2 protein-coding genes and 1 pseudogene are annotated in these 2,239 nt (G+C 66.9%); 2 read left to right on the top strand and 1 reads right to left on the bottom strand.

All coding sequences use genetic code 11. The features are described from left to right. A pseudogene (locus tag VN856_RS14090) lies at window positions 1-321 on the bottom strand (hypothetical protein); the annotation flags it as partial. A 200-nt stretch (window positions 322-521) separates the two neighbouring features. Between VN856_RS14090 and rimP the strand changes: the two are divergent. Both rimP and nusA read left to right on the top strand, forming a co-directional pair. Then, window positions 522-1,061, top strand: a complete 540-nt coding sequence (rimP, locus tag VN856_RS14085; RefSeq protein ID WP_325690017.1) for a ribosome maturation factor RimP — start codon at window positions 522-524, stop codon at window positions 1,059-1,061. Further along, window positions 1,058-2,101: a transcription termination factor NusA gene (nusA, locus tag VN856_RS14080; protein ID WP_325690015.1), complete on the top strand. Its 1,044-nt coding sequence runs from the start codon at window positions 1,058-1,060 to the stop codon at window positions 2,099-2,101. Before rimP ends, nusA begins: the two co-directional genes overlap by 4 nt. Window positions 2,102-2,239 lie beyond the last annotated feature (138 nt).

Below are 2,239 nucleotides of genomic sequence, written 5' to 3'. Positions count from 1 at the left end.
GGCGGTCGCCGGGGTGGTGGTGCTCGGCGTGGTTGTCTCGCGGGACGTTGACGTCGGGTTGACCGCCAGGCGCGCGATTTCGGTCATCAGCGCCTGCGCATGTTTGGCGCGTTCGGCGGCGACCTCTGTCAGCGCGGCGTTCACCGCCTGCGGTGTGCCAACGGCCGCCGCGGTGGCCAGTTCGCTGTCACCTCGGGCCAGTGTCAATTGTGCTTCGAGTTCGTCGACGGCCGGCGGCGCGGGCGATGAGCTACACGCGGACACCGCCACTGCGAGCACCGCCAGCGCCGCGCCGCCCACCAAGACACGGCGCCTGCTCACGATCGGATCGAAACCAGGCTCTGGGCGCAGCACAGCAACATCCTGCCATTGCCGGACGGCTGCCCGTAACGCCAGGTGAACTCGTCGCGATCACGTCTTACAACGGATTCCTGGCGTATCGTTGATTGCTGGCTCCTAGGGCGCGCCGATCGCGCGTCGCGGGGCTGCCTGACCGGACAACTCAAGATGAGGAGCTCGCCGTGACCACCGGGCTACCGTCGCAGACGCAGGTGATCGAGCTGCTCGATGGTGAGTTCGCGCGCGCAGGGTACGAAATTGAGGACGTCGTCATTGATTCGCGGGCGCAGCCGCCGCGGATCACCGTGATCGCCGATGGCGACACCGCACTCGATCTGGACACCATCGCGGTGCTCTCTCGCTCGGCGTCGAGCCTGCTGGACGCGGCGCCCGACCTCGACGGCAGCTACGTCTTGGAAGTGACGTCACCGGGGGTCGATCGCCCGCTGACCAGCGACAAGCACTTTCGCCGCGCGCGGGGACGCAAGGTCGAGTTGGTCATGGCAGACGGGACGCAGGTCACCGGTCGAGTCGGCGAGTTGCACGACGGCACGCTGAGCCTGGTGGTTCGCGACGACCGCGCCCGCGACTGGGCGGTCCGGCCGATCTCGCTCGGTGGCATTTCGAAAGCTGTTGTCCAGGTGGAATTTTCGACTCCTTCCCACCGGGAGATGGAGCTGGCGACGGGCGATCGAAGCGCGGAGACGGAGGGCACAAGATGAACATCGACATGGCCGCTCTGCACGCGATAGTCGTGGAGCGAGGCATCTCGTTCGACGACCTGCTCGAGGACGTCAAGGCCGCGGTGCTGAGCGCATATCGGCACACCGAGGGCCATCAGCCCGACGCGCACATCGACATCGACCGCAAATCGGGTTCGGTCCGCGTGCTGGCTCGCGAGCTCGACGAAGACGGCAACGTGCTCAACGAATGGGAGGACACCCCGGAGGGTTTCGGCCGCATCGCCGCCACGACCGCACGACAGGTGATGTTGCAGCGGCTCCGCGACGCCGAGAACGAGCGGACCTACGGCGAGTTCTCCACCCATGAGGGCGAGATCGTCGCGGGCGTGATCCAACGCGACAGCCGGGCCAACTCGCGTGGTCTGGTCGTCGTTCGGATGGGCAGTGAGACCAAAGGGTCCGAAGGGGTGATTCCCGCGGCCGAGCAGGTTCCGGGCGAGGCGTACGAGCACGGCGACCGAGTGCGCTGCTACGTGGTGGGCGTCAGCCGTGGCGTGCGCGAGCCGGTGATCACGCTGTCGCGCACCCACCCCAACCTGGTACGCAAGCTCTTCTCGCTGGAAGTCCCCGAGATCGCTGAAGGCTCGGTGGAGATCGTGGCGGTGGCACGCGAAGCCGGTCATCGTTCGAAGATCGCGGTCGCGTCTCGCGTTCCCGGTCTGAATGCCAAGGGCGCCTGCATCGGACCGATGGGTCAGCGGGTGCGCAACGTGATGAGTGAGCTGTCCGGAGAGAAGATCGACATCATCGACTTCGACGAGGACCCGGCGCGTTTCGTCGCCAACGCGTTGTCGCCGGCCAAGGTCGTCTCGGTGACGGTGATCGATGAGAGCGCCCGGGCCGCACGCGTGGTCGTGCCCGACTTCCAGCTGTCGCTGGCCATCGGAAAGGAAGGCCAGAATGCGCGGCTGGCCGCCCGGCTGACCGGATGGCGGATCGACATCCGCGGCGACTCGCCCGACCAGGAGGCCGACCATCCCGAGCAGGATGCGGCTCACGGACTGGCGCACGATCACTAACGCGTCGACAACGCGGACCGCGGCCATGCGGGGGGTTCTGACCACTGGTTGGGTGCAGGTAAACTAAGCCGTGATCCAGCGCGAGACTTCGGCCTCGGCGCATCGACGTACCGAAGGACCGGTGCGGACATGTGTCGG

This window comes from Mycobacterium sp. (assembly GCF_035603715.1).
GTDB lineage: Bacteria > Actinomycetota > Actinomycetes > Mycobacteriales > Mycobacteriaceae > Mycobacterium.
The sequence above is the reverse complement of the archived record's forward strand: the minus strand, read 5'-3'. Positions and strand labels throughout refer to the sequence as shown.

Coding starts and splice junctions, on each gene's coding strand:
- nusA (WP_325690015.1), top strand. CDS start 1,058: ATGAACATCGACATGGCCGCTCTGCACGCGATAGTCGTGGAGCGAGGC.